The following is a 23441-nucleotide window of genomic DNA, read 5'->3' on the forward strand; positions in this document are numbered from 1 at the left end:
GTTGCAAGCGGATCATATGGTGGATGTTTGGTCGGTGGGCCTCGGCCGGCTGCTCGCGGTGCCTCCCTCCAGCAGCACGTCGGCGATGCGGTCGCTCGCGTGGCCGTCCCACAGCTCCGGCCGGCGTGGCGCGGGCGGATCGCCCAGCACCCGGTTCACGGTGGACACGATGCGCGCCGGATCCCGGCCCGCCAGCACATTGGTGCCCTGCTCCACGGTGACGGGCCGCTCGGTGTTGTCCCGCAGGGTCACACAGGGCACGCCGAGCGCGGTGGTCTCCTCCTGCACGCCGCCCGAGTCGGTCAGCACCAGGCGGGCCGAGTCCTGCAGCGCGATGAAGTCCAGGTACCCGGCGGGCGGCACCAGCCGGATGCCCCCGGGGACGCCGATGCCGGCCAGCCGTTCGGCGGCCCGCGGGTGCACGGGCAGCAGCAGCGGGCAGCGGCCGGCGATCTCTCCCAGGGCCTTCAGGAGCCCGGTCAGGACCTCGGGGTCGTCCACATTCGCGGGGCGGTGCAGGGTGACCAGGCCGTACTCCCCCCTGGCCAGGCCGTACCGGTCGAGGACGTCCGAGGCGCGGGCCCGTTCCAGGTTGGCCAGCAGCGTGTCGATCATGACGTTGCCGACCAGGTGGATCTGGTCGTCCCGGTACCCCTCGGCGCGCAGGTTCCCGGCGGCGTCGGGGGAGGGGGCCAGCAGATAGTCGCTGACCCGGTCGGTGGCGACCCGGTTGACCTCCTCCGGCATGCTCCAGTCACGGCTGCGCAGTCCGGCCTCGACATGGGCCAGCAGCGGGCCCGCCTTGGCGGTGACCAGGGCGCAGGCCAGGGTCGAGTTGATGTCGCCGACCACCACGACGACATCCGGGGACAGCTCGCCGAGCAGCGGCTCGAAGGCGGTCATCACGCGTCCGGTCTGCTCGGCGTGGCTGCCGGAGCCGACCCCGAGGAAGTGGTCGGGCGGCCGGATGCCGAGATCGGTGAAGAACACCTCGTTCATGGCCGGGTCGTAGTGCTGACCGGTGTGGACGAGGATCACCTCGGCGCCCCGGCGTTCCAGCGCGTCCATCACCGGTTTGATCTTCATGTAGTTGGGTCGCGCACCGGCGACGCAGACGATGCGGGGCATGGTTCAGAGCACCTCGATCGTGGGCCCGGCCGACAGCCGGCGGCGGCAGTCGAGGACGAAGCGGGCGTGCTGGGCGATGAGTTCGTAGTCGAAGCTGTCGTGGTCGGTGAGCAGGACCACCACGTCGGCGGCGGCCAGCTCCTCCGGCACCGGCTCGACCCGCACCAGCCGGGTGTCCACCGGCAGGCTCTCGACCACGTGCGGGTCCGCAGCCTTGACCTGGGCCCCCATGTCGAGCAGCAGCTGGGAGATGCGCAGAGCGGGCGACTCGCGGGCGTCACCGGTGTTCTTCTTGTACGCCAGGCCCAGCAGCAGGATGTTCGAGCCGTTCACGGACCGGCGTCTTTCGTTGAACAGGTCGCTGATGCGCCGTGCCACGTACTCGGGCATGTGGTTGTTGATGTCGTTGGCCAGCTCCACGAAGCGGAAGCTCTGGCCGAGTTCGCGCTGCACCCGCCACGACAGGTAAGAGGGGTCGATCGGCAGGCAGTGGCCGCCGACACCCGGTCCGGGCGTGAACTTCATGAAGCCGAACGGCTTGGTGGAGGCGGCGTCGATGGCCTGCCACACGTCGATGTCCAGGTGGTGGGCGAACATCGCGATCTCGTTGACAAGCGCGATGTTGACATGCCGGAAGGTGTTCTCCAGCAGCTTGGCGAGCTCGGCCTCCTTCGGCGAGCGCACCGGCACGGTGGTGTCGACGAGCTGCCCGTAGAAGTCCCGCACGGCCTCCAGCGAGGCCGCGTCGACTCCGGACACGACCTTCGGGGTCTCCTTGAAGCCCCAGACGGCGTTTCCGGGGTCGATCCGCTCCGGGCTGTAGCCGAGGTGGAAGTCGGGGCCCGCGGTCAGGCCCGAGCCGTCCTCCAGGATCGGGGCGAACAGCTCCTGGGTGGTGCCGGGATAGGTGGTCGACTCCAGGACGACGGTGGCGCCGGGGCGCAGATAGCGGGCGAGGGTGACCGCCGACTCCTTGATGTACCGCAGGTCGGGAGTGCCCTCGTGCAGCGGCGTCGGCACGGTCACCACGGCGACGTCGAAGCCGCCGCAGTCCCGGGCCGCGTCGCTGGGGCGGTAGGTGCCGTTGTCCAGTGCGGCGCGGATCCGCTCCGAGGAGACGTCCTCGACGAACGACTCACCGGCGGCGAGGCTCTTGATCCGCCGGGAGTCCACGTCGTAGCCGATCACCTCGTGACCGACCTCGGCGGCCCGGACGGCCAGTGGCAGGCCGACATATCCCTGTCCGACCACGACGACGCGCATCAGTGACTCCTGTTCGCGGAGGCGGGCGACGGGGTGCGCCGGATGAACTCGCGCGCCGTCATGAGGACGAAGGCAGCATTGGTGGTGAGATAGCGCCGGCCCAGCCGGCGCGGCTCCTGCAGCGCGCGGTAGAGCCATTCGACGCCCCACCGCTGCCAGGCCGCCGGGGCCCGTCTGGTGACCCCGGCCAGGATGTCGAAGGAGCCGCCGACCCCGTGCACCACGCGGGCGCCGGTGCGCTCGCCGTACGCGGCGGTGAAGATCTCCTTCTTGGGCGAGGTCATGCCGAGGAACAGCATCTGCGCGCCGCTGCGGGCGATCGCGTCCGCGACGGCCTCCTGTTCGGAGTCGTCGAAGTAGCCGTTCCGGCTGCCGGCCACCTTCAGGCCGGGGAAGCGGCCGGCCACCTCGCCCAGCATCCGCTCCAGCACCTCCTGCCGGGCGCCGAGGAAGTAGACGGACATGCCCGCCGACTCCGCCTCGGCCAGCAGCCGCAGGAACAGGTCGATACCGGCCACCCGTTCCGGCAGCGGGGCGCGCAGCAGCCTGCCGGCCCAGACCACGGCCTGTCCGTCGGCGAGGACGAGATCGCAGCCCGACACCGCCTCGGCGAGCCGCTTGTCCCGCCGCATGTTCACCAGCTTCGCGGCGTTGACCACACCGATCTCGAGCTGCCGGCCCTCCCGGACCGCGGCCAGGCAGCGCCCTACGGTCTCGTCCATGGTCAGCGGGTCCAGTTCGACCCCGAAAAGGGACTGACGCCCGCTCATACGCGGCCTCCCTGCCAGGCGTGGAGCATCCAGCCGAACTCGTACGGCCGGCATTCGCGGTCCACCGAGACGGGGCGGTACACCCGGTCCAGGGGCCTCAGCCGGAGGTTCGGAACGACCCGGGTGCCCAGGCCCCGGGCGGCGCGTACGGCCTTCTTCGGGTCGCCCCGGAAGACCTTGCGCCAGGTGACGCCGAGCTCGTCGAGGATCAACGGCTCCTTCTTGCTCGGGTGTTCGGCCAGTTCGGGTACGTCCGTCATCCAGCCGAGCCCCTTGCGGACCGACGCGGCGAAGTCGGTGCCGCCGGCGTCGGCGAGGTCGAACAGGGCGGTCGGCGCCATCGCGTGCTGGTGGACGCTGTAGACCGGGTAGCCCTCCACGACGCCGCCGGTGCGCGCGTCGTAGTGCCACCACCACTGCCCGCCGTCACCCTGCAGCTCGCAGATGCGCGCGGCGCAGGCCTCGGCCGCGGCCAGTGCCTCCGGATCGCCGTCCCCGTCGCCGCAGGCGTGCGCCCGGGCCAGGGCCTGGAGCGGGTACGTCTGGTCCGCGAAGCAGCTCACATGGGCCCGGTACCAGGACACCAGGCCGGGGCCGGTGGCGTGCGGGAAGAGCGGGCTGTTCCCGATCCTGGCCCGCAGCAGACGGTCGCGGGCCGCGCTGAGCGGCCCCTCCACGTCGACCGTGCCGTGCGCCGCCGCCAGGGCGGACAGCACCCACGCCGCCTCGACGGTGTACTGCGGCCGGCCCTCCTCGTCCAGGGCGCGCATCCGGTCGAGGGCGTCGGACAGCTTGGGATGCGCGGTGTCGGCGGCGGCCCAGGCGATGAGCGCCGCGTCACCGAGGTTGGTCACCGCGGGCAGGGACTCGATGAGCAGACCCGTGAACTCCTGGGCGCTGCGCCCGCCGAGCACCGCACGCTGGCGGTCCTCGGGCAGGAAGCGGGCCCCGAGCGCGGTGATGGCCGCGTACCGGGTGCTGGTCCCGCGCCGCTCCAGCGTCCAGGAGCCGTCGGGTGACCTGCGCCCGGCCATGGTGAAGGCGAAGGCCTCCTTGCCGGGAAGCAGCATCGACGGAAGCCCCGACTCGGCGACCGTGAGCAGTCGTTGGGCGAGCGTGAGCAGCGCCGGCTCCTCACGGCCGAGCGCCGCCAGACGTGTGATGGTCATCGTTCGGACACACCAACCCCCCTGTGGGTGTCGTTTTCGCGCAAACTTGAGATCGCCGCGGCGCGAACGGCCGGGCGAGGTGAAGGCGATGCGGATGTCAGGCGCCGGAGCGGCTGCCGCTCCTCGTTTCAGGCACAGATGTCCCCACTCTGAAAACCCCCCCGGGCACTGCCGAATCGTGTGCTCACTGTGCTGAGCCTGCACAGTTCGCACACATGTTATGCCTGTACATGTTCGACGAACGGTGTTTTGGGAGAATCGGGACCGGTACTTCTGGAGATCAACTGGTCATGCGCGCGGGACGAGTTCGCCGTCCTTCTCGTCGTACCGTTCGCCGGTCTCGGGGCACTCCCAGCAGCCCGGCTCGCCCTCCCGCTCCACCAGCCGGACGCCGGCCCGGCCGACCCAGCCGATCCGGCGTGCGGGCACGCCCGCCACGAGTGCGAAGTCCGGCACGTCCCTGGTCACCACGGCACCCGCCGCGACCAGGGCCCACCGGCCGACGTGCACCGGCGCCACACACACCGACCGGGCCCCCAGCGACGCCCCCTCGTCCACCACCACGGCCACGGCCTCCCAGTCGCCACCGCGCTTCAGCCGGCCCGCCGGGTCCACGGAACGGGGGAAGTGGTCGTTGGTGAGCACCGCCGCCGGGCCGACGAACACCCCGTCGCCGAGCACCGCCGGTTCGTATACCAGGGCGTGGTTCTGGAGCTTCACGTGGTCGCCGATCCGCACCCCGGGGCCGACGTACGCCCCCCGGCCCACGATGCACCCGCTGCCCAGCCGGGCGTCCTCCCGGATCTGGGCCAGATCCCAGACCGTCGTGCCGTCTCCGATCGCGGCCGTCTCGTCGACCTGCGCGGTGGGCTGGATCCTGGTGTTCACCGGGTACGTCTCCTCTTGTCGTCGGTGCGGCCGGCACGGCCGGTCCCCGGGATGCCGGTCGTCATGACGAGATCTGCACCTTGCTGTGGTCGCCGAGGACGAAACGGTGGGCGGCGGGCTTGCGGGGGGAGGGGGTCACCTCGACGTTGCGGCCGATGAGCGAGGCCTCCACCCGCCGGACGCCGCTCACCGAGGAGTCGCGCAGCACGATGGAGTACTCGATCTCGCTGTCCTCGATCCGGCAGTCGCCGGCGATCGAGGTGAAGGGGCCGATGTAGGAGTCGGTGATCACGGTGTTGGCGCCGACGGCCACCGGGCCCACGATCCGGCTGCCGGTCACCTTCGCCCCGGGCTCGATCCGCACCCGCCCGATGATCTCGCTGTCGTCGTCGACGGTGCCGTCGATCCGGCGCTCCAGCGTCTCCAGCACGGAGCGGTTGACCTCGAGCATGTCGGTGACGTTCCCGGTGTCCTTCCAGTACCCGGAGATCGTCGTGGAGCGCACGTCACGTCCGGCGTCGATCAGCCACTGGATGGCGTGCGTGATCTCCAGTTCGCCGCGCCCGGAGGGCTTGATGGAGCGCACGGCCTCATGGATCGCCGGGGTGAACAGATACACGCCCACCAGGGCCAGTTCGCTCTTGGGATGCTCCGGCTTCTCCTCCAGGCCGATCACCCGCCCCGCGGCGTCGAGTTCGGCCACGCCGAACGCGGTCGGGTCCGGTACCCGCGTCAGCAGGATCTGGGCCTGGGGCCGCTCGGTGCGGAAGGCGTCCACGAGATCCGTGATGCCGCCGACGACGAAGTTGTCGCCGAGGTACATCACGAAGTCGTCGTCGCCCAGGAACTCACGGGCGATCAGCACCGCGTGGGCCAGGCCCAGCGGGGCCTCCTGCGGGATGTAGGTGACGGCGAGCCCGAACGCGGAACCGTCGCCGACCGCCTCCCGGATCTCCTCCGCCGTGTCCCCGACGATGATCCCGACCTCGGTGATGCCGGCCCCGGCGATCGCCTCCAGGCCGTAGAACAGCACCGGTTTGTTCGCGACGGGCACGAGCTGCTTCGCCGAGGTATGGGTTATGGGGCGCAAACGGGTACCTGAGCCACCAGACAACAAAAGTGCCTTCATGCATATCAGCCTACTTACAGCGGACTTGCTGACGGAGGGATTCCGGTACGGAGGATCCCGTCCGGGGTGGCTGGGCGGTCGTGCGCCGGGCGTCTCAGCCGGGCGGTCTCGACAGGTGGACCAGGATGCCGCACACCTCGTCCACGATCTCCCCGGCCTCCGTCTCGTCCCCGCAGTCGCCCAGTTCGCGTGCCGCGCCTCCGATGACGGTGGTCAGCACGCTCACCCGGACCCGGCCGGCGCGTTGCCGCTCGTCCACTTCCAGCAGCCGGGCGTTGCGCCGTACCCACGCCCGGTCCCACTGGCGGCGCAGCGTGTCGAAACCCGCCGGGCCGTCGTCCTCCGCGAAGAGCCTGCCGAGCCGCCGATTGTCCCAGGCACCCTCCAGGTAGGCCCTGGCTCCCGCCACGAAGAGGGCGACGGGGTCATCCACACCACGGCCGCGCCCGACGCTCAGCGTGGCCGCGGTCCGGCGCTCCAGTTCCTCCCGGAACTCCTCCCACAGGGCGAGGTAGAGTCCCTGTTTCCCGCCGTAGTGCTGGAAGAGGCTGCCCACCGGGATGCCGGAGCGCGCCGCGATCTCGGTCAGCCCGGCGTCGGTGTAACCGCGCTCGGTGAACACCTCGAGCGCGGCGTCCAGCAACACGCGCCGAAGCGTTCGGTCCTGCCCGGCGGACCCCTCCGGCAGCCGGTCCGCCGCGGAGGTCCCGGCGGATTCCACGATGCCGCTCACAGGCGATCTTCCCCTTCCACGGCCCCGTCGCGGATGGCGAGGGCGACCAGCAGTTCCAGGAGGTCGGCGATCCGGCGCGGATTGCGGCCGGTGCGTTCCTCGATCCGGCGCAACCGGTAGTGGGCCGTGTTGTGGTGCACTCGCAACCGTTCGGCCGCCAGCCGCAGATTCAGATCCGCCTCCGCGAAGGCCCGTATGGTGGCGGCCAGTGTGTCACCGCGTCTGCGGTCCTCCTCCAGCAGCACCCGCACGCGCGGATCGACGAGCTGGCGGGCGAGATCGTCGGCGCGCAGCGCCAGGTAGTCGAACGGGGACAGCCGCGGCAGTGCCGCCACCCCGCCCCCGTCCGGCACCAGGTCGAGTGCCGCCCGCGCCTCCTCGTATGCGCGCGGCAGCTCGGACGCGCCCCGGGCGACCGTGCTGATACCCATGGCGAGCATGGTGCCCTCCCGGGCGAGCCGTCGCTGCACGGCCTCGAAGTGGTCGCATATGTCCTGCGCGTTCATGCCGGCCCGGACCACGGGCACGGCCACCACCTCGCCGTGGCGCACGACGACCAGGGTCCGCCCCGCCCAGGGCCCGGCGACGCTGATCGACGCGCTGGTGGCATAGCCGTTCTCCGCCGACGTGAGGTCCCCGGAGCGCGTGTCGCCCACGCACACCGCCACGACCGCCATCATCGGCGAGCGTGGTCCGATGCCGTACGCCTGCGCGGCGGCGAACAGCCCGCCACGCGTCGGCGACACCCCGGCCAGCAGCTGCTCCAGGAGGTCCCGGCGCTCCCGGTCCGCGTCCGCCACCATGTGCTGCTGGTACTCGACGTACGCCTGCGCCGCATGGGTGCTGGCGAAGTCGACGTACCGCATCAGCGGGGTGACCAGGGACAGTGCGGCCTGCTGGGCCGCGGCGGACGTGCCCGCGCAGTCCAGCAGCGCGTCCCACATCACCTGCCGGCCGACCCGGAAGGCACTGATCCAGTCCTCCAGGGCGAACCCGGCGCGTGCCCGGCGCATCGCCGCCGCGCGACTGAAGACCAGGTCCTCGGGAGCGATGTCACGGTCGCCGGCCAGCGCGGCCAGCTGCATCCGGTAGTGCTCGAGCACCTGGGTCCGTACGTCCTCGAAGAACCGCTCGTCCTGCAACGCGTACGACGGGATCTCCGCGCGCATCACCTCGACGGCGGTCTCCGCCACCTCCTCGACCCGGTCGTGGACGGCGTGCAGGATCCGCCCCCGCTCCCGGCGGAGCGGTTCGGAGGGCGCGGGCTTGCCCAGGGCTGGACCGTGAGGCATGGCGCAGATGCTCGCCGTCCGGCTCGTGCTCCGTCAACAGGCGCGGCGTGAGACATCTTCCGGAACCTGTGCGCGGCGCACAGTCCGATGACGGGGAAGTTGGGTGCTCGCACCCAATGTGCGCCTGGAACGCCCCCACCTACTGTGACGCTCGCCCACCCCCCAGCACGTCGGAAGGGGCGTCACTCATGCTCGCGGTCGACGGTATCACCGTGCGCTTCGGCGGGATCACGGCACTGGACGGTGTCGCGTTCACCGTCGAGCCGGGCACCGCCGTGGGTCTCATCGGTCCGAACGGAGCCGGCAAGACCACCTTGTTCAACTGTCTCACCCGGCGCTGCGCCCCGGACGGCGGTGAGGTGCGGTTCGAGGGCGAGGACCTGCTCGCCGTCCCGCCGCACGCCGTGGCCGGCCACGGCATCGCCCGCACCTTCCAGAACCTGGGCCTGTTCACGCGGCTCACGGTCCGGGAGAACGTCATGGTCGGCGCCCACAGCCGGGGGCGCACCCGACACCTCGCCGCGGCGCTCCGGCTGCCCCGCGTCCGGCGGGAGGAGAGGGAACTGCGTGAGCAGGCGGACGACTTGCTACGGCGGCTCGGTCTGGCGGACGTCGCCGACCACCCCGCCTCCGGACTGCCGTTCGGCACACTCAAACGCGTCGAACTCGCCCGGGCGCTGGCGGCGCGGCCCCGGCTGCTGCTGCTCGACGAACCCGTCAACGGGCTCAGCCACGGCGAGGTCGGCCAATTCGCGGATCTGGTCCGGTCGGTGCGCCGGGACTTCGACCTCACGCTCGTGGTGGTCGAACACCACATGGGCTTCGTGATGGACCTCTGCGACAAGATCGTCTGCCTCGACTTCGGCCGCAGGATCGCCGAGGGCACGCCGGAGGAGATCCAGCGCGACCCGGCGGTCGTCGAGGCGTACCTGGGGGTGGCCGCATGAGCGAGCCCACCACCGACCACACCGGGACCTCGGCGGGTACGCAGCCGCACTTCCTGAGGGTCACCGGCCTGCACGCCGGATACGGCCAGGCCCGGGTGCTCCAGGGACTCGACCTCTCCGTCGCCCGCGGTGAGGTGTGCGCCATCCTCGGACCCAACGGCGCGGGCAAGACCACGACGCTGCGCGCGCTGTGCGGCATGGTCCGCGGCCGGGGCTCGGTCACCCTGAACGGCACGGAGCTGCTGGGCCGTTCGCCCGAGCAGGCCGCCCGGCTCGGCGTGGCGCACGTGCCCGAGGGCCGGGGCACCTTCAACGACCTGACCGTCGAGGAGAACCTGCGCATCGGCGCCCACCTGCGCAGCGGCCCCCGACGGGGCCGCGCCGGGCGTGCGGCCGCGGCGGCCGACCTGGAGCAGACCTACGACCGTTTCCCCAGGCTGCGCCAGCGGTCGGGTCAGGCCGCCGGCAGCCTGAGCGGCGGCGAGCAGCAGATGCTCGCGATCGGCAGGGCGCTGATGCTGCGGCCCTCGCTGCTGCTCCTGGACGAGCCGTCCCTGGGGCTCGCACCACTGGTCACGCGCGAGCTGTTCGAGATCGTCCGTGCCGTCAACGAGGAGGAGCGCACCACCGTGATCGTCGTCGAGCAGAACGCCCGGCTCGCACTGGACATCGCGCACCGCGCGCACGTCCTGGAGGCCGGCCGCCTGGTGCTGTCCGGGCCGGCCGAACGGATCCGCGAGGACGGGCAGGTCGCCGAGGTGTACCTCGGTGTCTCCGTCCACGCCCGGAAGGCCGGGTGAGCACCTTGATCGAGTTTCTCCAGCAAGTGGTGGAAGGGCTGGGCTCCGGCGCGGTGTACGCCAGCCTGGCGCTGGCCCTGGTGCTGATCCACCGGTTCACCGGAATCGTCAACTTCGCCCAGGGGGAGCTGGCCATGCTCTCGGCGTACGTCGCCTGGCAACTGGTGTCCTCCGGTACGCCGTTCTGGCTGGCGCTGCCGGTCACGCTCGCGGTGTCCTTCGCCGGCGGCATGCTGGTCGAACGGCTCGTCATCCGCCCCGTGCGGGGAGCGCCCGAGCTGACGGTGGTCATCGTCACGGTCGGCCTCTTCATCTTCGTCAACGCGCTGGCGGGCCTGATCTGGTCGTTCACCGTGAAGGACTTCCCGCAGCCCTTCCCGGACGGCGGCCCCGACCTGGCCGGCGTGCGCGTGGACTGGTCGACGCTCGGGATCATCGGTGTGGTCGCCGTCGTGATGGGCCTGCTGTACCTGTTGTTCCAGCACACCTCCGTCGGCCTGGTGATGCGGGCGGTCGCCTGCAACCCGGCCTCTGCCCGGCTGTCGGGCATCCGGGTGGGCCGGGTGCTGATGCTCGGCTGGGGGCTGGCCGCGACGGTCGGCGCGGTGTCGGGCGTGCTCGTCGCACCGGTGCTGTTCCTGGAGCCCAACATGATGGGCGCGGTGCTGATCTACGCGTTCGCCGCGGCCACCCTCGGTGGCTTCGACAGCCCCGTCGGTGCGGTCGTCGGAGGCCTGTTCGTGGGCCTGGCCGAGACGCTGACCGGGGCGTACGTGGACGTGATCGGTGAGGACCTGAAGGTGGGCGTACCACTGGTGATCATTCTGGCCGTGCTGCTGGTACGGCCACAGGGACTGTTCGGACGGGCGGCGGTGGAACGCGCATGAGCACCGTCACAGCGGCACTCGCCACCGACCCGGCCCGGCGGCTGCGGGCCGCGCTCGCCGTGCTGCTCGCGGCGGCGGCCGCCGCCGGCGCACCCTTCTACTTCGCCCCCTTCCAGGTCTTCCAGCTGACCATGGTGCTCCTGTACGCCGTGGCGCTGGCCGGGCTCAACCTGCTGGTCGGCTTCGGCGGCCAGATCTCGCTCGGGCACGGCGCCTTCTTCGCGGCGGGCGCCTACACGGCGGCGGTCATGCTCGACCGGTGGGACACCGGCCACCTGGCCACCCTGCCGGCCGCGGCCGCCGGATCCTTTCTGCTGGGCCTCGGGTTCGGAGTGCCCGCCCTGCGGCTGCGCGGGCTGTACCTGGCCCTGGTCACCCTCTCGTTCGCGGTGTTCCTGCCGCCGCTGCTCAAGCGGCTCGAACCGGTGACGGGCGGCTCCATGGGCCTGACCGTGGAGAAGCTGCAGCCGCCCGCGTGGAGCGGGCTGGCCGAGGACCAGTGGATGTACTTCGTCGTCCTCGCCGTCACCGCGGCCGCCCTGCTGCTCGCCCGCAACCTGCTGCGCTCGCGCGTCGGCCGGGCGCTGCTCGCAGTGCGCGACAACGAGAGCGCCGCCGAGGTCATGGGCGTGCGGCTGTCGCTGCACAAGACGCTCGCCTTCGCCTGGAGCGCGATGTTCGCGGGTGTCGCCGGGTGTCTGTACACCTGGGTGATCGGCTTCGTCTCGCCCGACTCCTTCGGCTTCGTGCTGTCCATCACCCTGCTGGCCGGCCTGGTGGTCGGCGGGCTCGGCTCGCTGTACGGACCCCTGCTGGGGGCGGCGTTCGTGATGTACGTGCCGAGCGTGTCCCAGGACCTGAGCGAGGCGGCGCCGGGGGTGGTGTTCGGCCTGCTGATCATCGCGGTGATGTTCGTGGCCCCGACAGGACTGGCCGGTCTGCCGAGCCGTGTCCGCGGCGCGGTCGTCCGTCGCCCGATCCGCACCCCCGCCGTCCTCGACCGACCGCACGAGCCAGGCTCCGCGCCCGACGTGGAGCCGAAGTCGCAGGCCGGACACGGGTCTTCCGCGCCCCTCACCTCCGCGGACCCAGCAGATGCCGACGTCGAACCCGTGGGCGCACCGCCCCGCACGGAAAAGGAATGAACACATGCGCATGACGACCGCTCTGCGGGCGGCCGCGGCCGCTGCCGCCGCCCTGCTCACCGCCACCGCCTGCAGCACCCAGCGAGGGCAGGACGCGCAGGACACCGCCGCCGGCGGTGCCTGCAAGGGCCAGCAGACCACCGGCATCACGGACAGCACCATCAAGCTGGGCGGGATCTACCCGCTGTCGGGACCGGCCTCCGCGTACGGCACGATCAGCAAGGGCGTGGCCGCCTACTTCAAGTACGTCAACGACAAGGGCGGCATAGACGGCCGCGAGGTGCGGTTCATCGTCCGCGACGACGGCTACCAGCCGCCCAAGGCGGTCGAGGAGGCCCGCAGACTCGTCGAGCAGGAAAAGGTCTTCGCCGTGTTCCAGACCCTGGGCACCCCGTCCACGGCGGCCGTGTGGGACTACCTCGGCAAGCAGAAGGTGCCGCAGCCCTTCGTCGCCACCGGCGCCTCCCTCTGGGGCACGGACCGCGAACATCCCTGGACCATCGGATGGCAGCCCAACTACGTGGCCGAGGCGCGGGTGTACGCCAAGTACCTCAAGGACACCAGGCCCAGGGCGAAGGTCGCGGTCCTCTACCAGAACGACGACTTCGGCAAGGACCTGCTCGGCGGCTTCGAGAAGGCCGTCGCGGGCAGCGGTGTCAAGGTGGTCGCCGAGAAGAGCTACGAGGTCACCGACCCCTCCGTGTCGGCACAGATGGCGAGCCTCGCCCGCTCGAAGGCCGACGTGCTGCTGAACGTCACCACCCCGAAGTTCGGCAGCCAGGCCCTCGCCGCCGACGCCAGGAACACCAAGTGGAACCCGCTGCACATCGTGAACAACGTGGCCTCGTCGGCCGCCGTGCTCAAGCCCGTCGGGTTCGGGAACGTCCAGGGTGTGGTCTCGGCGACGTACTTCAAGGACCCCGCCGACCCGCAGTGGGCGAACGACCCCGAGATCAGGACCTACAAGAAGGCCCTGCACGAGTACGCACCGGACGCCGACCCCGCCAACCAGTTCAACGCCTACGGCTGGGCCGTCGCCTCCAGCCTGCACAAGGCCCTGGACGCGATGAAGTGCCCGACCAGAGAAGGGCTGCGGGACGCGGTGCGCAACCTGAAGCACGTGCGGGTGGGCATGCTGCTGCCCGGGGTCACCATGTCCACGGGCCCCGGCGACGCCTTCCCGATCGAGACGATGCAGCTGATGCGGTTCAAGGGCGAGCGGTGGCAGCTGTCCGGCAAGCCGGTGGACACCCGCGAGGAGTTCGGCCCGCCGGCGAAGTGAGCCGGCGGGGGCGGTCCCGGTCGCTGCCCCGGCCTGCCGGGACCGTCTCCGCCCGCCGGCAGCCTTTCGGGGCCCGGGAGATCGAAGCAGGCCTCGGCGCGTCGTCGGTGTGGGGAACCTCACAGCCGCCGCCGTACCTACTGGTCGGTATGGTCACGGGCAAGCCGTGACAACAGGAGGCGTGATGTCCGCGACCAACCGCCAGATCCGTCTGGCAGCCCGCCCCGTGGGCGAAGTGAAACCCGAGGACTGGGAGCACTGTTCCGCTCCGCTCGCGGAACCGGGTCCGGGCCGGTTCGCGGGCCGGACGCGGGCCATCTCCCTGGACCCGGCGATGCGGGGCTGGCTGGACGACCGTCCGTCCTACCTTCCTCCGGTGGGAATCGGAGAGGTGATGCGCGCGGGATCGGTCATCGAGGTCACCGCGTCCAGCCACCCCGACTTCCAGCCCGGCGACCACGTGACAGGCGCGTTCGGCGTCCAGGAGTACGTGGTCTCCGACGGCCGGGGCGCCACGAAGATCGACACCTCTCTCGCCCCGCCCTCGACGTATCTCGGGGCGCTGGGCATGCCCGGCATGACCGCCTACTTCGGCCTGCTGGACGTGGGTGCGCTGAAGGACGGCGAGACCGTCGTGGTGTCGGGAGCGGCCGGCGCCGTCGGCAGCGTCGCGGGACAGATCGCGAAGGCCAAGGGCTGCCGGGTCGTGGGCATCGCCGGCGGGCCGGAGAAGTGCGCGCTGCTCACCGAGGAGCTGGGATTCGACGCGGCGATCGACTACCGCGCCGACGACGTCAGGAAGGCTCTGCGCGAGCACGCCCCCGACGGCATCGACGTCTACTTCGACAACGTCGGAGGGGACATCCTCGACATCGCCCTGACCCGGCTGGCGATGCACGCACGCGTCGTGATCTGCGGTGCCATCAGCCAGTACAACAACGCCACGCCGGCCAAGGGCCCCTCCAACTACCTCTCGCTCCTGGTGCGCCGAGCCCGTATGGAGGGCTTCGTCGTCTTCGACTACGCCAAGCGCTACGCGCAGGCCGCCGAGGAGATCTCCGCCTGGATCGGCGCCGGCCGCATCAAGGTCAAGGAACACGTGGTGAGGGGGACTGTGGACGACTTCCCCGAGACGCTGCAGATGCTGTTCCGCGGTGAGAACGTCGGCAAGCTCGTGCTGGAGCTGGCGTGACCGCCGCCGAGAGCGGGGCCGCCGCCCCGCAGGAGGGGCACAGCCGAGTCTCGTTGCAGGGCAAGGTGGCCATCGTCACCGGCGGTGCGAGCGGACTGGGCCGGGCCTCGGCCCTGGCACTGGCGAAGGCGGGTGCGCGCGTGGTCGTCGCCGACCTCGACGCGCAGGGCGGCCAGGAGGTGGCCGACATGATCGACGGTCACTTCCGCGCCTGTGACGTCTCCGACCTCGACGCCAACCGCGCCCTGGTGCGGTTCGCCCAGGAGCGGTACGGCGGTGTCGACATCGCCCTGCTCAACGCCGGGGTGGTGACAGGATGCGGCGTAGGCGAGGACTTCGACCCGGCGCGCTACCGCCGGGCGATGGGCGCCAACCTCGACGGCGTGGTCTTCGGCACGCACGCCGTGCTGCCCGCCCTGCGGGCCCGCGGCGGCGGATCGATCGTGGCGACGGCGTCCCTGGCGGGCCTGGCGTCGGTGCCGCTCGATCCGCTGTACGCGGCCAACAAGCACGCGGTCGTGGGACTCGCCCGCTCCCTGGGACCGGCGCTCGCGCCGGAGAACGTGCGCTTCAACGCGGTCTGCCCGGGGTTCGCCGAGTCCCACATCATCGACCATCTGCGCGGCATGCTGGCTGAGCAGGAGGTGCCGGTCATCCCGGCCGGGACCGTCGCGGACACGGTGCTGAGGATCGTCACCGGTGACGGCACGGGGGAGTGCTGGCTCGTCCAGGCCGGCCGCGACCCGGAGCCGTTCCGCTTCCGCAACGTCCCTGCCCCGGCCAAGCCCGCCGGCGTGTGAGCCGCACCCGGGGGAGGGCCCTGCGAGCGGCCGGGCCCACCCCCGTCGTGCGGACCTGAGCCGGCGGTCTCCGGTGACTGGGGGCAGTCATGAAAGCCGCGTTTCTCCACAAACTTGACTGACTCCAAAGAACGCGTACGGTCGAACCGAGAGAAGACGACCGTCCCCGAAAGAGTGCCCGCATGACCCGCACCATCGCCCGGGACCCCCGCTCGGGTGGAACCGTCCCCGACGCGGCTGCCCCCGGTTCGGAGGAGTCCGGGTCCTGGTCTCTGCCGTGGTCGCCGACCGCGTGCGGTGAGGCGAGGACCGCCGTGCGCGACGTACTGACCCGATGGAATCTCGGTGAGCTCGTGCCGGTCGCCGAACTGCTGGTGAGCGAGCTGGTGTGCAACGCGCTGCGGCACGGCGCCGGTCCGCTGCACCTCACCCTCGAGCGGGTCCCGGACCTGCGCTGTTCTGTCCGTGACGGTTCTGCCCGGCCTCCGCGGCCCACTGACGCCGGCCCCGAGGACGAGGGCGGCCGCGGACTGGCGCTTGTGGACATGCTGGCCGCGCGGTGGGGCCATGAGCGGGGACTTCCCTCAGGGAAGACCGTGTGGTTCGAGCTCTCGGCGGAGGCGGACACGCCCCGCCCGGAGGGAAGGGAAACCCCGGACGAGCGGAACTCGGTGTGGAGCGACGAGAGCGTCACGAGCGGTCCCGTCGTGCGGGGGGACGACTCGGAGGACGAGGCCGCATGACATCCGGGACGACCGGCGAGGAACCGATGGTGCTGGCCGCGACGCGGCTGCGCACCGCGGGCATGCGGGTGACCGCCCAGCGGATGGCTGTGCTGACGGCGATCTCCGAGTCCGCCGGCCACCTCGACGCCGACGCCCTGCGCGAGCGCGCCCAACGGGTCACGGGCGGGCTCTCCCTGCAGGCCACCTACAACGTGCTGCGTGCGCTCACGGACGCCGGTCTGGTGCGGTGCACCCAGATCCCCGGTCACGCGGCCCGCTACGAGATCGAGCACCACGACAATCACCACCACTTCGTGTGCCTCGGCTGCGCCGCCATCCGTGACGTCGAGTGCACGGTGGGCGCGGCGCCCTGCCTGGAACCACGGCTGCCGAAGGGGTACGACATCCGCGAGGCCGCCGTGACCTTCTGGGGGCTGTGCCCCGACTGCCGGGCCGCCACCCCGGCGCCCTGACGGCACCGCCCGCCTCCGGCTCGGCCGGACTGCTCGGGACTGGTCGCGGCCGGTGGCCGCGACGGGGTTCGAGGTGCGGCCAGGGCGCGGGCGGAAGCGCGTCACGTCGCCGGAGTCCGCTTCGAGCGGATCGAGCGCGGTGTCAGTACGCGCCACGGTCGGCAGTCGCCCGGCTGCGTGAACGAGCCGGGGCTCGTCCGCGGCCCCCGGCTCCAACGGCACGGCACAGGGGGCGACGAGACGGCCGGCGGTCGCCGAGCCCTCCGGGACGGGACGAGACCGGTCAGCCCATGGCGGAACGCCGGTGGAAGGTCGCAGCCCGGGCGGTGCCGTGGCATGGGCCGGCCAGACGCCGTCCGCTGGGCCGACCGGGGCACTCCTGGGCGGCGCCGCTGGGCCGCCTCGGCCCTCCCGCGAAGCCGTGCGGCCACGGGCCGTTCTCCGGGGCCGTAGGGACCGGTGGTCCCTCGCACCGCGGCCGGGATCAGGCTCAGCATGGAGCGTGATCCGGTCCACCAGGCGAAAGACGGGCTGTCCGATGTACCCGACCGATGGTTTCCGCGAGCTCGGCCGTCACGAGTGCATGTGCCTGCCGGCCACGGTACCCGTCGGCCGGCTCGTGCACACGCGCCAGGCCCTGCCCGCCGTCGTGCCGGTGAACTTCGGCCTCGACGACGACGGGGCGGTGCTGCTGCGCACCTCGGCGGCCTCGGAGATGGCCCGCGCGGTCGACGGCTCCGTCGTGGCCTTCGAGGCCGACGCGGTCGACGCGGACAAGCGGTCCGGGTGGAGCGTCGTCGTCACCGGACGGGCCGGGGTGGTCACGGACCCGGCCGAGGCGGAGCGCCTGGACCGGACCGGCCCGCGCTCCTGGGCGCCCTCGCCCGAGGAGATCCTCGTGCGCATCGAGCCGGAGCTGGTCACCGGCCGGGAGCTGGTCGGCGGCCGCACGATGTACGGCGTCCATCTTCCCGCCTGACGCGCGCCACACGGGCCGTGACCGCTCCCGTCCGGCACGTGGCCGGCCGCCCGTCATGGGCGTCCGGCCGTACGCCCATGACGGTGCCGGGCACCGGCCCGGGACCGGCAATCGCACGGCGTCGCGCACACCAGGGCCGTTCGGCCCTGGCTGTCCGGCCCGGACGGGGCAAGGATCCGGTGAGGGAAGCCGCCGGCACCCACGGGCGGCCACGGAGCGTGCAAAACAAACAAGGAGCGGTCAATGGCGGACGGCGAGCAGGGCAGCCCGATCCGGGTCTTCCTGCTGGACGACCACGAGGTGGTCCGGCGCGGTGTACGCGACCTGCTGAACGACGAGCCGGACATCGAGGTGATCGGCGAGGCCGGCACCGTGGAGCAGGCGCTGGTGCGGGTCCCCGCGCTGCGCCCGCAGGTGGCGGTGCTGGACATCCGGCTGCCCGACGGCGACGGCGTGAGAGTGTGCCGGGAGCTGCGCTCGCGCATGCCAGAGCTGGCCTGCCTCATGCTGACCTCGTTCGACGACGAGGAGGCGCTGCTCGACTCGATCATGGCGGGCGCCTCAGGCTACGTCCTCAAGCAGATCCAGGGCTCGGACCTGGTGTCCGCCGTGCGCACCGTGGCGGGCGGTCAGTCGCTGCTCGACCCGAGTGCCACCACCAAGCTGATGGCGCGGCTGCGCGGAGGCCCGCCGCAGCATGAGGAACCCGACGAGCTGCCCGGCCTGACCGACCGCGAACGGGAGATCCTGGCCCTCATCGGCGAGGGATTGACGAACCGTCAGATCGGCCAGCGGCTGTACCTCGCCGAGAAGACGGTGAAGAACCACATCTCGCGGCTGCTCGCCAAGCTCGGTGTGGAGCGCCGCATCCAGGCCGCCGTCATCGCCACCCAGATCCAGGACAGGCGGGGGCGGGAGGGGCGCTGAGCGCACAACGTCGGGACAGCCGGCCGAGCTGAGCCACGCCGACGCCCTGGACGAGGCCCTGCGGCCCTGGCGGCAGAAGCACCCCGGCGTCGAGGTCGTCACGGAGTCCCGCTGGATCAGTCCCTCGCTGCTGCTGCTGGAAGCCTCCCGCGACGCCTCCCTCGTCGTGGTCGGCCGGCGCGTCCGCCGCTCTGCGGTCGGCGCCCACATCGGCACCGTCGCCCACGCCGTGCTGCACCACGCCGCCGCGCCTGTCGCCGTCGTGGCGCACGACTGACGCGCGGCTCCGCCCACCGGCCGCCGCCGCACCCCCGCGAGGGTGCGGCGGCGGCCGTCGTGCCGGGTGGAGCGCCGCTCAGAGGCCGGCGGCGTGGTCGGGCACGTAGGTCTGCAGATCGCGCGGCGGACGCTCGTAGCCGGTCGACGGCGGCCTCGACGGCAGCCGCAGCACCTGCGGCGGCACCTCGCGGTAAGGAACGGACTCGAGCAGGTGGGCGATCATGTTCAGCCGCGCCCGCCGCTTGTCGTCGCTCTCCACGACGAACCACGGCGCCTCGACGATGTCCGTGTGGACCAGCATCTGGTCCTTGGCCCGGGAGTAGGCCTCCCAGCGCGTGATCGACTCCAGGTCCATCGGGGACAGCTTCCACTGCCGCAGCGGATCCTCCAGCCGGCGCCGGAAGCGCTCCTGCTGCTCGGTGTCGCTCACCGAGAACCAGTACTTGCGCAGCAGGATCCCGTCCTCCACCAGCATCCGCTCGAAGATCGGGCACTGGCGCAGGAAGAGCTGGTGCTCCTCCTTGGTGCAGAAGCCCATCACGTGCTCGACCCCGGCCCGGTTGTACCAGGACCGGTCGAACAGCACGATCTCCCCGGCGGCCGGCAGATGCTCCACGTACCGCTGGAAGTACCACTGCGTGCGCTCGCGCTCGGTCGGCTTCGGCAGCGCCGCGATCCGGGCGACCCGGGGATTGAGATGCTCGGCGACCCGCTTGATGGTGCCGCCCTTGCCCGCCGCGTCCCGGCCCTCGAAGACCACGACCAGGCGGGCGCCCTCGGCCCGCACCCACTCCTGCAGCTTCACCAACTCGGTCTGCAGGCGCAGCAGTTCCCGCTCGTACGCCTTGCGCGGCAGCTTCGCCGCCTTCTTACCGGCCATGCCGCCTCCACCACGCCCGCCGGCCCACCCGGACGCTCACGCCAGGGGCCGGACACCAGGACGCCACCGTACTTTCCGCTGGAGACCGTCCGCCACCGCTCACCGCTCCCCGGCGGCCGTCCGTCGGCGTTCGCCGTTCTCCGGCGCCCTCGCCGCCGACCGGGCCTGTGCCCGGCCCGCCCCGGATACCGGGCCCTGCTGGCCCAGGCCAGGGACCGGGTGCTCGGCCTCGCGGAGTGCGACACGGCGGGGCGGAAGGACACGGCCGAGATCTCGATCGCCGTCGGCGACACGCTGCACCACCTCGGTGTGGGCACCCTGCTCGTGGAGCACCTGGTCTCGGCGGCCCGCGCCGACGGCGTCACCGTCTTCCACGCCGACGCGCTCAGCGAGAGCCGGGAGGTGCTCCGGCTCTTCTCCGACCTGGGCCTGCGCGTCGGTGGCCTACGGTTCGACGAACGGATCAACGGCGCGGATCGCCGAGACCGTCGCCGGGGTGCTGCGCGAGGCGGGGCTCGCGGCCGAGGCACGGCCCGCCGGGTCGGTGCCGGGCGTCACCCCGTACGACGCGGTGGCGGTCGGCGGCGCACTGTACGCCGGGCGCTGGCAGAAGGACGCGCGCCGGTTCGTGCGCCGTCACCGCCGGGACCTGGCCGGGCGCCCGGTGTGGTTCTTCAGCAGCGGGCCGCTCGACCCCTCCGCCTCGGAGCGCGACATCCCGCCCGAGGCCGGGGTGCGGCGCGCCATGGACCGGGTCGACGCCAGGGAGCACATCACGTTCGGCGGCTGCCTGGAGGAGGGCGCCAAGGGCAGGATCGCCCGGATGATCCTCCGCGGCGGCAAGGGCGGCGACTTCCGGGACTTCCCCGCGGTCGAGTCGTGGGCGGCCGGGGTCGCGGCCGAGCTGACGGCCCACTGACCAACGACGGGGCACCGTGGCAGGCATGGTGACGCGGTGTCCGGGGACCATGGGCCCCGCCTCCGGCCCGGTCGGCCCTCTCGTCCGGGGCGGCCCCGTCCTACGGTGGAGGGGTGATCGCCGGATCCGACCGAGGAGAACACGTGGAGATCGTTGCGTATGGCGTCCTCGCCGACGAGGAGCCGCTGCTGGGGGAGGCGTTCGCCGGCGCGTTCGCCGGCCGTCACGAGCTGCGCTGTCTGCGGCTGTTCCTGGACCGGGTCACGGCGCCGGCCGCCATGGGCCACGAGATCGTGCTCAGCAGCGTCAACGACACCTTGGACGCCGAGGTGCTGCGCTCCCTCGCCGAGGGCGGCACCCGGATGATCGCCCAGCGCTCCACCGGGTACAACAACATCGACCTGACCGCGGCGAAGGAACTCGGGCTGACCGTGGCCCGGGTCTCGTACTACTCGCCCTACTCGGTCGCCGAGTTCGCCTGGACCCTGGCCCTGGCGGTCGACCGCCGGATCGTCCGGGCCGCCCAGCGCACCCGGGACTTCGACTTCCGGCTCGACGGACTCATGGGCCGCGACCTGCGCGGCCGCACGGCCGGGGTGGTGGGCACCGGGAAGATCGGCGCCGCGTTCGCCCGGATCGCCCACGGATTCGGCATGCGGCTGCTCGGCTGGGACATCGCCGAGAACCCCGACTGCCTCGCCCTCGGCATGGAGTACGTCTCGCGCGAGCGGCTGTTCACCGAGGCGGACCTGGTCAGCCTGCACGTCCCGCTGCTGCCCGACACGCACCACCTCGTCGACGCCAAGTCCCTGGACCTGATGAAGGACGACGCCGTCCTGGTCAACTCAAGCCGTGGCGGCCTGGTAGACACCGACGCCCTGCTGGCGACACTGCGCGCGGGTCGGCTGAACGGTGTCGGCCTCGACGTGTACGAGGAGGAGGCCGGCGTGTTCTTCCTGGACAAGTCGCTGGAGGTGATGACCGACGAGCGCCTGGCGAGGCTGATGACCTTCAGCAACGTCCTGGTCACCTCCCACCAGGCGTACTTCACCCGGGACGCCGTCGGCCAGATCGCCCGGACCACCGTGACCAACATCGAGGACTACGTCGCCGGCCGCTCCGGGGAGAACGTGCTCGTCCGTCCCGGTACGGCCTGAGACGCACCCGGCGCCGCGGGGCCCGCGACGCCGTCAGGGTCACGCCGACCGCAGCCCGGCCGATCACGCCCTGCGGGCCGGCATCCGGCGTCTGGTGGGCCAACTGCCGGACGCGCGTGCGGACTTCCGGTACGAGCGGGACGCGCGGACGGAGCCCGGGGCGCGCCCGGGCCTCATGGACCTCGACGGTCTCGGCCTGCAAGCCGACGCCGAGGTCCACCCGTGCGGCTCGCTCCCCTTCATGCGCGCGCGCCCAGCTGCTCGGCGCCGGCGTCGCCGCCCGCCGTGCCCGCTACGAGGTCTTCGGCCCCGACCTGTGGCTGGCCGACGCGGAGGACCGAGCCCCGGCGGCACGCCGCCGGTTCCGGCCCGCCTCAGTGGGCGTCGGGGCTGCCCGTCAGCTCCCGGCCGGTGACCAGCTCGGCCTCGATGCGCACGAAGACCCCGTCGTGCGTGACCACCCAGGAGCGCGGACCGGTGCTTGACAGCCGTTCGTGCTCGGCGGGCCCGGTCACCACCGTCGCGCGGCCCGTGACGACCACGCTCCACCCGGACCGGGCCCCGGCGTCGAAGTCGTCGGCCTCGAAGGCCACCACGACCCCGTCGATCGCCCGGACGAGGTCCGAGGCCGCCGAGGTGCGCAGCACGACGGCGGAGTCCGTGTCCACGGAGAAGTTGACCGGCAGCGCCGTGGGCAGCGCCCGTCGGGTGTACACGACACGGCCGACCGGCACCTCGGCCAGGAGGCGCAGGCACTCCTGCCGGTCGAGTACGCGGAAGCCGTCGGTGGGGAACATCCGTCCATGGTCCCTCCCACGGGCCGGACATCGTTAGGGCCGGACGGCCCTTGACGACGTGCCCCCGGGCCCGGACGGCGCGCGCGGCAGGGGACCGACGGGCCGGGCGCAGGGGCCGTTCGGCCCCCTGCCCCGGGGGGCCCGCACGCGGACAGTGGGATCAGATCGCCGGCGCGCACCACGCGGCCGAAGGACCCGTGGCCCGTGCCGACCACCGGCCGCACGACTGCCCGGACGAAGGGGGGGACGGCATGCTTCAGCCGGCGAGGAAGCGGAGCGAGCGGCCGGGACGGAGCGCGTCCGTGTCCGGCAGGGCGTGGCCGATGCTGGCACTGGCCGTCTACCTGCCCACCTCTCTGAGGACCGGCTACGGCCTGACCCAGGCGGACGCGGCCAACCGGGTGGCGGGGTTCGTGCTGCCGGCGGTCGCGACGCGCCCGGTGGGCGGCCGGCTGTCGGACCGCGTCGGCCCGGTGCGGGTGCTGGCCGGGGCGCCGGCCGTGGTGTTCGCCGGAGCGCTCGCCCAGTCGTTCACCCCGGCCCTGGCGCCGGCCGGCACGATCGCCTTCCTCACGCTGGCCGCGCTCGGCGCGGCCAGCGGCGCCGTGCTCGCCCTGGTCGCACTGCCGGCCACGACAAGGCCATGTACGTCTCGCTCGCCGGACCATCGTGCTGGGCCTGTCCGCCACCGTCGACGCCAACCTCGTCGGCGGGGGCTACAACTACCGCGAGACCATCTCCGTCTGGTTCCGCTCGGTCTTCTACCTGGCACCGGACGGCGACCTCATGGCCGGCGCGCCCCTGCGGTACCGACTGCGCACGACCAGCGCGCTGCCGCTGTTCGCGTTCTGGCCCTTCACCCGCCTGGTCCACTTGGCTC

The 23441-nt window shown here is 72.2% G+C and carries 23 protein-coding genes and 5 pseudogenes; 18 read left to right on the forward strand and 10 right to left on the reverse strand.

Annotation, left to right across the window (positions count from 1 at the left end; all coding sequences use genetic code 11):
• Positions 1-12 precede the first annotated feature (12 nt).
• The 8 genes from wecB to ACZ6B1_RS14575 all read right to left on the reverse strand — a co-directional run bounded on the left by wecB (position 13) and on the right by ACZ6B1_RS14575 (position 8372).
• Positions 13-1128: a non-hydrolyzing UDP-N-acetylglucosamine 2-epimerase gene (wecB, locus tag ACZ6B1_RS14540; protein WP_468778163.1), complete on the reverse strand. Its 1116-nt coding sequence runs from the start codon at positions 1126-1128 to the stop codon at positions 13-15.
• Between the two features lie 3 nt (positions 1129-1131).
• Positions 1132-2391: a nucleotide sugar dehydrogenase gene (locus ACZ6B1_RS14545; RefSeq protein WP_366912030.1), complete on the reverse strand. Its 1260-nt coding sequence runs from the start codon at positions 2389-2391 to the stop codon at positions 1132-1134.
• The gene (locus ACZ6B1_RS14550; protein WP_468778166.1) at positions 2391-3161 is read right to left on the reverse strand and encodes a WecB/TagA/CpsF family glycosyltransferase; all 771 of its coding nucleotides are present in this window, start codon (positions 3159-3161) and stop codon (positions 2391-2393) included. The genes ACZ6B1_RS14545 and ACZ6B1_RS14550 overlap by 1 nt, the downstream gene beginning before the upstream one ends.
• Positions 3158-4330 (reverse strand): hypothetical protein, encoded by a 1173-nt coding sequence (locus ACZ6B1_RS14555; protein WP_468778168.1) that lies wholly within the window; start codon positions 4328-4330, stop codon positions 3158-3160. Before ACZ6B1_RS14555 ends, ACZ6B1_RS14550 begins: the two co-directional genes overlap by 4 nt.
• Before the next feature lie 288 nt (positions 4331-4618).
• Positions 4619-5218, reverse strand: coding sequence for an acyltransferase (locus tag ACZ6B1_RS14560; protein ID WP_468778170.1), 600 nt, complete (start codon positions 5216-5218; stop codon positions 4619-4621).
• Between the two features lie 61 nt (positions 5219-5279).
• A complete protein-coding gene (locus tag ACZ6B1_RS14565) occupies positions 5280-6347 on the reverse strand; it encodes a glucose-1-phosphate thymidylyltransferase (protein ID WP_468778173.1) in 1068 nt (355 codons plus the stop codon).
• 94 nt (positions 6348-6441) lie between these two features.
• Entirely contained in the window at positions 6442-7080 is a 639-nt protein-coding gene (locus tag ACZ6B1_RS14570) for a TetR/AcrR family transcriptional regulator (RefSeq protein ID WP_468778176.1), read from the reverse strand.
• Positions 7077-8372: a PucR family transcriptional regulator gene (locus tag ACZ6B1_RS14575; RefSeq protein WP_468778178.1), complete on the reverse strand. Its 1296-nt coding sequence runs from the start codon at positions 8370-8372 to the stop codon at positions 7077-7079. Before ACZ6B1_RS14575 ends, ACZ6B1_RS14570 begins: the two co-directional genes overlap by 4 nt.
• A gap of 188 nt (positions 8373-8560) precedes the next feature.
• Here ACZ6B1_RS14575 and ACZ6B1_RS14580 point away from each other — a divergent pair, with 188 nt between their 5' ends.
• From ACZ6B1_RS14580 to ACZ6B1_RS14635, 12 genes and pseudogenes are all read left to right on the forward strand, one after another.
• Positions 8561-9319, forward strand: coding sequence for an ABC transporter ATP-binding protein (locus ACZ6B1_RS14580; RefSeq protein WP_468778180.1), 759 nt, complete (start codon positions 8561-8563; stop codon positions 9317-9319).
• On the forward strand, positions 9316-10119 hold the full coding sequence (locus tag ACZ6B1_RS14585; RefSeq protein ID WP_468778181.1) for an ABC transporter ATP-binding protein: 804 nt from the start codon (positions 9316-9318) through the stop codon (positions 10117-10119). The genes ACZ6B1_RS14580 and ACZ6B1_RS14585 overlap by 4 nt, the downstream gene beginning before the upstream one ends.
• Entirely contained in the window at positions 10116-11006 is an 891-nt protein-coding gene (locus ACZ6B1_RS14590; RefSeq protein ID WP_468778183.1) for a branched-chain amino acid ABC transporter permease, read from the forward strand. Before ACZ6B1_RS14585 ends, ACZ6B1_RS14590 begins: the two co-directional genes overlap by 4 nt.
• The gene (locus tag ACZ6B1_RS14595; protein ID WP_468778185.1) at positions 11003-12151 is read left to right on the forward strand and encodes a branched-chain amino acid ABC transporter permease; all 1149 of its coding nucleotides are present in this window, start codon (positions 11003-11005) and stop codon (positions 12149-12151) included. Before ACZ6B1_RS14590 ends, ACZ6B1_RS14595 begins: the two co-directional genes overlap by 4 nt.
• A gap of 4 nt (positions 12152-12155) precedes the next feature.
• Positions 12156-13433, forward strand: coding sequence for an ABC transporter substrate-binding protein (locus tag ACZ6B1_RS14600; protein ID WP_468778187.1), 1278 nt, complete (start codon positions 12156-12158; stop codon positions 13431-13433).
• Positions 13434-13617: 184 nt separating this feature from the next.
• Positions 13618-14625, forward strand: a complete 1008-nt coding sequence (locus tag ACZ6B1_RS14605) for an NADP-dependent oxidoreductase (RefSeq protein ID WP_468778188.1) — start codon at positions 13618-13620, stop codon at positions 14623-14625.
• On the forward strand, positions 14622-15425 hold the full coding sequence (locus ACZ6B1_RS14610; protein ID WP_468778189.1) for an SDR family NAD(P)-dependent oxidoreductase: 804 nt from the start codon (positions 14622-14624) through the stop codon (positions 15423-15425). Before ACZ6B1_RS14605 ends, ACZ6B1_RS14610 begins: the two co-directional genes overlap by 4 nt.
• 182 nt (positions 15426-15607) lie before the next feature.
• On the forward strand, positions 15608-16168 hold the full coding sequence (locus tag ACZ6B1_RS14615) for an ATP-binding protein (RefSeq protein ID WP_468778191.1): 561 nt from the start codon (positions 15608-15610) through the stop codon (positions 16166-16168).
• Complete coding sequence (locus tag ACZ6B1_RS14620; protein ID WP_468778194.1) at positions 16165-16623, forward strand: Fur family transcriptional regulator; 459 nt, start codon at positions 16165-16167, stop codon at positions 16621-16623. The genes ACZ6B1_RS14615 and ACZ6B1_RS14620 overlap by 4 nt, the downstream gene beginning before the upstream one ends.
• A 538-nt stretch (positions 16624-17161) precedes the next feature.
• Entirely contained in the window at positions 17162-17602 is a 441-nt protein-coding gene (locus ACZ6B1_RS14625; protein WP_468778196.1) for a pyridoxamine 5'-phosphate oxidase family protein, read from the forward strand.
• 243 nt (positions 17603-17845) lie between these two features.
• Entirely contained in the window at positions 17846-18529 is a 684-nt protein-coding gene (locus tag ACZ6B1_RS14630) for a response regulator (protein ID WP_468778198.1), read from the forward strand.
• Between the two features lie 28 nt (positions 18530-18557).
• Positions 18558-18806, forward strand: a pseudogene (locus tag ACZ6B1_RS14635) (universal stress protein); the annotation flags it as partial.
• Between the two features lie 78 nt (positions 18807-18884).
• Here ACZ6B1_RS14635 and ppk2 read toward each other — a convergent pair.
• Positions 18885-19688: a polyphosphate kinase 2 gene (gene ppk2, locus ACZ6B1_RS14640; protein ID WP_468778201.1), complete on the reverse strand. Its 804-nt coding sequence runs from the start codon at positions 19686-19688 to the stop codon at positions 18885-18887.
• 219 nt (positions 19689-19907) lie between these two features.
• Between ppk2 and ACZ6B1_RS14645 the strand changes: the two are divergent.
• The 4 genes and pseudogenes from ACZ6B1_RS14645 to ACZ6B1_RS14660 form a co-directional block, all read left to right on the forward strand.
• Positions 19908-20045, forward strand: a pseudogene (locus ACZ6B1_RS14645) (GNAT family N-acetyltransferase); the annotation flags it as partial.
• 82 nt (positions 20046-20127) lie between these two features.
• Positions 20128-20607 (forward strand): flavodoxin domain-containing protein, encoded by a 480-nt coding sequence (locus ACZ6B1_RS14650; RefSeq protein ID WP_468778204.1) that lies wholly within the window; start codon positions 20128-20130, stop codon positions 20605-20607.
• A gap of 143 nt (positions 20608-20750) precedes the next feature.
• On the forward strand, positions 20751-21764 hold the full coding sequence (locus tag ACZ6B1_RS14655) for a 2-hydroxyacid dehydrogenase (RefSeq protein ID WP_468778206.1): 1014 nt from the start codon (positions 20751-20753) through the stop codon (positions 21762-21764).
• Between the two features lie 40 nt (positions 21765-21804).
• Positions 21805-22099 (forward strand): annotated as a pseudogene (locus tag ACZ6B1_RS14660) (ferredoxin reductase domain-containing protein); the annotation flags it as partial.
• A 39-nt stretch (positions 22100-22138) separates the two neighbouring features.
• Here ACZ6B1_RS14660 and ACZ6B1_RS14665 read toward each other — a convergent pair.
• Positions 22139-22561, reverse strand: a complete 423-nt coding sequence (locus tag ACZ6B1_RS14665) for a pyridoxamine 5'-phosphate oxidase family protein (protein ID WP_468778209.1) — start codon at positions 22559-22561, stop codon at positions 22139-22141.
• A gap of 326 nt (positions 22562-22887) precedes the next feature.
• On the opposite strand from ACZ6B1_RS14665, the pseudogene ACZ6B1_RS14670 reads away from it, so the two are divergent.
• Together ACZ6B1_RS14670 and ACZ6B1_RS14675 are read left to right on the forward strand one after the other, a co-directional pair.
• Positions 22888-23193 (forward strand): annotated as a pseudogene (locus tag ACZ6B1_RS14670) (MFS transporter); the annotation flags it as partial.
• Between the two features lie 37 nt (positions 23194-23230).
• A pseudogene (locus ACZ6B1_RS14675) lies at positions 23231-23380 on the forward strand (respiratory nitrate reductase subunit gamma); the annotation flags it as partial.
• Positions 23381-23441 lie beyond the last annotated feature (61 nt).

It is taken from the genome of Streptomyces sp. NPDC041129 (assembly GCF_055592265.1).